The 5,837-nt window shown below is 71.8% G+C and carries 6 protein-coding genes and 1 pseudogene; 6 read left to right on the top strand and 1 reads right to left on the bottom strand.

Annotation, left to right across the window (positions count from 1 at the left end; all coding sequences use genetic code 11):
* From MJ785_RS12380 to MJ785_RS12370, 3 genes are all read left to right on the top strand, one after another.
* A partial coding sequence (locus MJ785_RS12380) for an SRPBCC family protein (protein WP_239380937.1) occupies positions 1–564 on the top strand: 564 nt, incomplete at its 5' end.
* Between the two features lie 219 nt (positions 565–783).
* Positions 784–951, top strand: a complete 168-nt coding sequence (locus MJ785_RS12375) for a DUF3117 domain-containing protein (RefSeq protein ID WP_013872340.1) — start codon at positions 784–786, stop codon at positions 949–951.
* 13 nt (positions 952–964) lie between these two features.
* The gene (locus tag MJ785_RS12370; protein WP_239308384.1) at positions 965–2,572 is read left to right on the top strand and encodes a leucyl aminopeptidase; all 1,608 of its coding nucleotides are present in this window, start codon (positions 965–967) and stop codon (positions 2,570–2,572) included.
* Between the two features lie 117 nt (positions 2,573–2,689).
* Here the strand turns inward: MJ785_RS12370 and MJ785_RS12365 are convergent, their stop codons facing one another.
* On the bottom strand, positions 2,690–3,352 hold the full coding sequence (locus tag MJ785_RS12365) for an O-methyltransferase (RefSeq protein ID WP_239372404.1): 663 nt from the start codon (positions 3,350–3,352) through the stop codon (positions 2,690–2,692).
* Positions 3,353–3,520: 168 nt separating this feature from the next.
* Here MJ785_RS12365 and sigE point away from each other — a divergent pair, with 168 nt between their 5' ends.
* From sigE to MJ785_RS12350, 3 genes and pseudogenes are all read left to right on the top strand, one after another.
* Entirely contained in the window at positions 3,521–4,408 is an 888-nt protein-coding gene (sigE, locus tag MJ785_RS12360; protein ID WP_239311095.1) for an RNA polymerase sigma factor SigE, read from the top strand.
* Positions 4,405–5,232, top strand: coding sequence for a zf-HC2 domain-containing protein (locus MJ785_RS12355; RefSeq protein WP_239380935.1), 828 nt, complete (start codon positions 4,405–4,407; stop codon positions 5,230–5,232). The genes sigE and MJ785_RS12355 overlap by 4 nt, the downstream gene beginning before the upstream one ends.
* A gap of 216 nt (positions 5,233–5,448) precedes the next feature.
* Positions 5,449–5,837, top strand: a pseudogene (locus tag MJ785_RS12350) (hypothetical protein); the annotation flags it as partial.

Here is a 5,837-nt window from a genome sequence, read left to right as displayed (position 1 = left end):
GATGCGGAGGATGCGAGGCCTTCGAGCCGGCGGACCACTACGGGAGATCTTCATGGTGAGCGTCAGTCATCCCGGGAGCGCGTTCCCCTGGCCGCCGGTGTGAAGCGGCGCGGGTCCGGCACGCTGGCCGTGGCCGTCGAGGTGGAGGCCGCGCCGGCAACCGTGTTCGCGGCGTTGACGGACTGGGAGCGTCAGGGCGAGTGGCTGCTGGCGACGACGGTGGTCCGAAGCCGCCAGGGCGGGATCGGGGTCGGCGGATGCATCATCGCCCGTACCGGGATCGGCCCGCTGGTGCTCGTCGACTCAATGGAGATCGTCGAGTGGGAGCCGCCGTACCGCTGCCTGGTTCGCCATACCGGCCGGGCGGTGCGCGGGGGTGGCGCCTTCGTGGTGGTTCCCCTGCCCGCCGGGCGGTCGCGGTTTGTCTGGTCCGAGGACCTGGAGCTGCCGCTGGGATGGCTCGGCCGGGCCGGGTTCGCGCTACTGCGGCCGATGGTTGTGGGTGCGTTGTGGGTGTCACTGCGCCGGTTCGCTCGGAACGTTCGAAAAGTGACGTGCGGCTGACCTCCGACTGACACCGCAGCCGGATCGTCGTAACGTTCTGATCATGGGCGTTGGTCCGGATTGCGTGTGTGTTGTCCATTCAGAGGCATCTCTGGTGCTTCGCGATCCCGGCAAGCCGCGTCTGTTGTGGCGCTGCGGGGTGACGTGTTTCGGTTCCCGGCCTGTTCTCCGGGATAATCGCCGGTGGTAGCAGGTCCGACGGCAGGAAGAGGTGCACCGATGGCGGCCATGAAGCCGCGGACGGGTGACGGTCCGCTCGAGGTCACCAAGGAGGGCCGCAGCATTATCATGCGCGTCCCGCTGGAAGGGGGTGGCCGTCTTGTGGTGGAGTTGTTGCCCGACGAGGCGAAGGACCTTGGGGACGCGCTGAAGTCGGCCGCCGGCTAGACGCGCGGCCAGCGTGTTCGACGTTCCAGCGGACGCCGGGTGGGCCGTCCCCCGCCCACCGATCGTGACGCTGCGGGCCGGTACGCCATTGGAGGTCGGCGTGCCGGTCCTGGCTTTGTTGACCTTCCCCGTGGGGAAGGAGGTCGTCACGGCCGCGGTGACGGCGGCCGGTCGCGCGGTCGGGCACTCGCTCGGTCTTGACCTGGATCTTCTGCTGGACGCGGAGCGGGCCAGCGGCGAGCCGGCGGAGGTGGTCGTCGTCCCGCTGGGGCGGGCCGACCCGCCGACGAGGCTGCTGCTGGTGGGAGCCGGCAGGCGGGATCCGGCGGCCTGGCGTGCGGCTGGTGCGGCGTTCGCCCGCCGGGCCGCGTCCGCCAGCCGGGCGGCCGTGCTCGCGGACGCCGAGACCGGGGTCGACGCCATCGGCCTGCGCGCGTTCACCGAAGGCCTGTTGCTGGCCGCTTACCGTCCGTTGGTCGCTGCCTTGACCGACGGCGCCGCCGCGCTGACCGGCGACGGTGACGGTGACGCCGGTGACGGGACCACTGATGATCGCTCGAAGGCCCTGCGGGAAGCCACGATCATTGTCGCGAACCCCCGGGATCCCGAGCTGCGTGCCGCCGTCGCCGTCGCCACCGTGACCAGCCGTGCCGTGCATCTCGCCCGCGATCTGGCCAATATGCCGAGCCTGGTCAAGTCGCCTGAGTGGTTCGCCGCGCGCGCGGTCGAGACCGCCCGTGCGGCCGGGCTCGACGCGCACGTCCTGGGTCCGACGGAACTCGCCGAACAGGGCTTCGGCGGGCTGGCCGCGGTGGGCGCGGGTTCGTCGCGGCCACCGCGGCTGGTGCGGTTGAGCTACGACGGTGCTCCGGCGTCCGATCCCGGCTGTCCACGCGGCCGGCATGTGGCACTGGTGGGTAAGGGGATCACCTTCGATTCCGGCGGCCTGTCGTTGAAGCCCGCGACGTCCATGGCCGCGATGAAGACGGATATGGCGGGGGCGGCTGCCGTGCTCGCGACCATGACGGCCCTGCCGGCCATGGGTGTGCGGGACCGGGTCACCGGTCTGCTCTGCCTCGCGGAGAACATGATCGGTGGTGCCGCTATGCGGCCCGGTGATGTCGTCTCCTGCTGGGGCGGAACCACCGTCGAGGTGCTCAACACCGATGCCGAGGGCCGCCTTGTGCTTGCGGACGGGCTTGCCTACGCGGCCAGCCTCGCGCCTGATGCGATCATTGACCTGGCGACGCTCACCGGCGCGATCACGGTTGCACTGGGCCGCCGGACGGCCGGCCTGTTCTCCTCCGACGACGCGCTTGCCAGTGAGCTGTTCCGGGCGGCTCAGACAGCCGGTGAGGGGCTGTGGCGGCTGCCACTGGTCGATGAGTACCGGCCGGCCCTGGAGTCCGGTGTGGCGGATCTCGCGAACATCGGCACCGCGCTGGACGTGTCCGGCGGGTCGATCACGGCCGCGCTGTTCCTGCGGGAGTTCACCGGCGGTATCCCCTGGGCGCACGTCGATATCGCCGGTACCGCCCGCGCGGACAGCGACGACGGTGAGATCAGCAAGGGCGGCACCGGCTGGGGCGTGCGCACGCTGCTGGCGTGGCTCACATCCTGAGGTCCTGCCCAGCATCCCGTGAGCGAGCCTGGGCGCCCGCGGTGGAGCCGCGGGGTGGGTTGTGGGTGGGGTGTTGTTCTCGATCACTGTTAGGTGATCGAGGGCCCTGTGGTGGGGTCAGCCGACCGGTGACGACTTCGCGACGACCGCGACGACCAAGCCGTCGCCGGCGGTGAGGAGCATCGGGGTCAGCCGGACGTCGTCCCGCACGGCGGTCGCGAGCTCCCGGGCCGCGATGGCCTCGGAGTCGCGAGCCTCCAGGTCCGCGACCCGCCCACCGGCGAGCATGCCGGCGAACACCACGATCCCCCCCGGCCGCAGCAGCCGGAGGGCCTGGCTGAGGTAATCGGTGGCCTCACGCCGGTCCGCATCGCAGAACACCAGGTCGTAAGCACCATCGGTGAGGCGGGGCAGGACATCGAGGGCCCGGCCTGTTATCAGCCGGCTGCGGTTGGACGCCATTCCCGCGTCCGCGTACGTCCGGCGCGCGAGCCGGAGATGTTCGGCCTCGACGTCAATGGTGGTGAGCGTTCCGTCCGGCCGCATTCCGCGCAGCAGCCAGGTACCGGATACCCCCGTGCCCGTCCCGATTTCGACGACGGTGCGGGCGGCGACACAGGCGGCGAGAAAACGAAGGATGGAACCGGCCCCCGGGCTGACCGGAAAGATCCCGACTTCCTCGGCGCGTGCTCGGGCAGCCCGCAGCGGAGGGTCTTCCAGGAGGAAGCCCTCGGTGTATGCGGAGGCCGGATCGACGGCTCCGGTGGCTGTGTCGGGCATGACATGGGCAGCCTACGGGAACGCCCGCTGCGGATGGAGCGTTCGTCAGGTCAACGCATCTCGTGTCGGGATGGGGCGAGGGGAGATCAGCCGGTGTCCGCTGCGGGTTTTGCCGCGCCATGGCCGGCGCGTCGGGTACGTTCGTCGCGAACCGATCGAGAGGCGACCGTGAACGGACAGGACACGCGCCTGGCCACGTTCGCGCCTGGGCGGTCGGTCTCGTCACGTCCGGTGTCGGACGGTGATGCCGTCGCCGAACCCGCCGCGGTGGAAATCGCCGGTGCTGACCAGCCCACGTGGGTGCCGCCCACCTGGGAAGAGGTCGTACGAGATCACGGTAATCGGGTGTACCGGCTCGCTTACCGGCTTACCGGGAACGCGCATGATGCCGAGGACCTCACCCAGGATGTCTTCGTGCGCGTGTTTCGGTCCTTGGCCGATTACACGCCCGGCACTTTTGAGGGCTGGCTGCACCGGATCACCACGAATCTTTTCCTGGACCGCATGCGGCGTCAGCAGAAGATTCGTTTCGACGCGTTGCCGGATGACCCGGAGCGCCTCGCCGGCCGTGAGGCGAGCCCGGAAGCCGTCTACGCGGAGTCGCATCTTGACGCCGACATCGAGGGCGCGCTGGCTGCGCTCCCGCCCGACTTCCGGGCCGCGGTCGTGCTGTGCGACATCGAGCAGCTGTCCTACGAGGAGATCGCGCAGACACTCGGGGTGAAGCTCGGCACCGTGCGCAGCCGAATCTCCCGAGGCCGCGCCATGCTGCGGCAGGCTCTCGCGGACCGGGCGCCGCGTGCGGCCGGGACGGCGGCCGGTCCGGCTTTGTTCGACGCCTCGGCAGCCGCGGGGGCCGCCCTGACCGTGCCGGCGGCACCGGAGACGGCGGCCGGGGCGTCCTCGATCGGGGCAGGCGCCGCCCTCTCGGTCGAGGACGCCGCGTCGCCGTCGCGCCGATCGCACCGGATCACTCGGCGGGCGTCCCCAGCAGGCCAACCGGCCGTGGCGAGCGCAGGTGGTGGAACGTCGTCCACGCCGGAGGGACAGGCGTGACCGGACATCTCGGCAAGCAGATAGCCCCGCTGGTGGACGGGCAGCTGGACCACGACGGCAGGGACCGCGCCTTGGCGCACATTGCGTCCTGTGCGTCCTGCCAGTGGGAGGTTGCCGAGCTGCGCCATCTCAAGGCGCGGCTGGCGGGGCTCGGCGGTCCGGCCCTGCCGGGGGGAGCGGCGGAACGGCTGCTGCGGATGGCCGCTCCCGGCATCGCCGGGCCGCCCGACGACCCGGCCCGCCCGCGCTCGGCCACCGTCTCCGTTCGCGTGGTCATCCGGGCAGCCGGGCGTGGTCTGTTCGTCGGTGTTGCCGGTTCGCTGAACCAGCCACCTGCTGCCCAGAGCCCCGCGCGCAGCCCCGATCCGGCCCAGCCGGTGGCCGGGCGGGTACGGGCAGGGCAGCCGCGGACCAGGCGCGTCGCGCTGTCGGCGGGCCCCGCCGATCGGCCGCGCCGGTCCGTCGGGAGGCCGGTCATGACAACCCCGCGATCCGGGGCTGGCCGCCGGTTGGTGACCCGCCCGGCCACCGGCCCGCGGGGGTACCGGAGCCGGGCGAGGCGAATATTGATGAACTCGGTGGCGGTGATTCTTTTCGCTGTCGCGGGTGCCGCGCTCGGAGCGACCGCCCCTGTCACGGTGCCGGAACCGGCGCGTCCGGTCGCGATCCCGGTGGTACAGCCCAGCCTCCCAGCCGGGACCAGGCTGGGAGGCGGCGTCGTCTCGGTGGCCAACGCCACTGAGGTCAATGCCGTCGAATCCGGAAGCGTCCGCCTGCTGCCGGTGATGGCTGTCGCGGCGTTGCCGGGCGACCGGCGGCGGTAGACCTGCCGGTGTGGCGCCGCGCCGCCACCGTGTTCCAGCGGCGTTGACGCTGGATCCTCTCGGGAGGCCGTACGGTGGTAGCCGCGTGATCGCAGTAGCGGGCCGCTGACAGACCCGAACTTTTCCCGGTGCCCGTTTACGCGATATCGGCGGATGTCTCGTGTCTGGCGTTATATCCGCTCGTACCCTGATGCTGGCACCGGGAGGCGGAGGGCCGTGGATGGCGACGGTGAGGAGGACATCCCGTTCCGGGGTGAACCGGCCGACAACGGCGGGCCGGCCGGCCCGCCGACGCGGCCATGGTGGACGCGCCCGGATCCGCCGGCCGCTCCCCGCGGGCCCTGGCCGGATCCGCCGGCCGCTCTCGCTGCCTCCCATACGCACCGTGCCGGCGGCCCCCATACCGATCCGGCGGACCCGGCTGACCCGGCTGACCCGGCTGACGCCCAGAAGTCAGCCGGACCGCGCGGCGCCGGCCGAGAGCCGGTCGACCCGGCCCCGGCTCGACCGGCTCTGGTGGCCCTGTTGCTCGCCGGGCTGCTCGGCGGCGTGGCTGGTGGCGCCATCGTCGGCGGCGCGGTCGGCGGCATGGCCGGCGTTCGCGC

The organism is Protofrankia sp. CiT1 (genome assembly GCF_917627335.1).
GTDB lineage: Bacteria > Actinomycetota > Actinomycetes > Frankiales > Frankiaceae > Protofrankia.
This window is presented reverse-complemented; position numbering and strand designations above follow the sequence as displayed.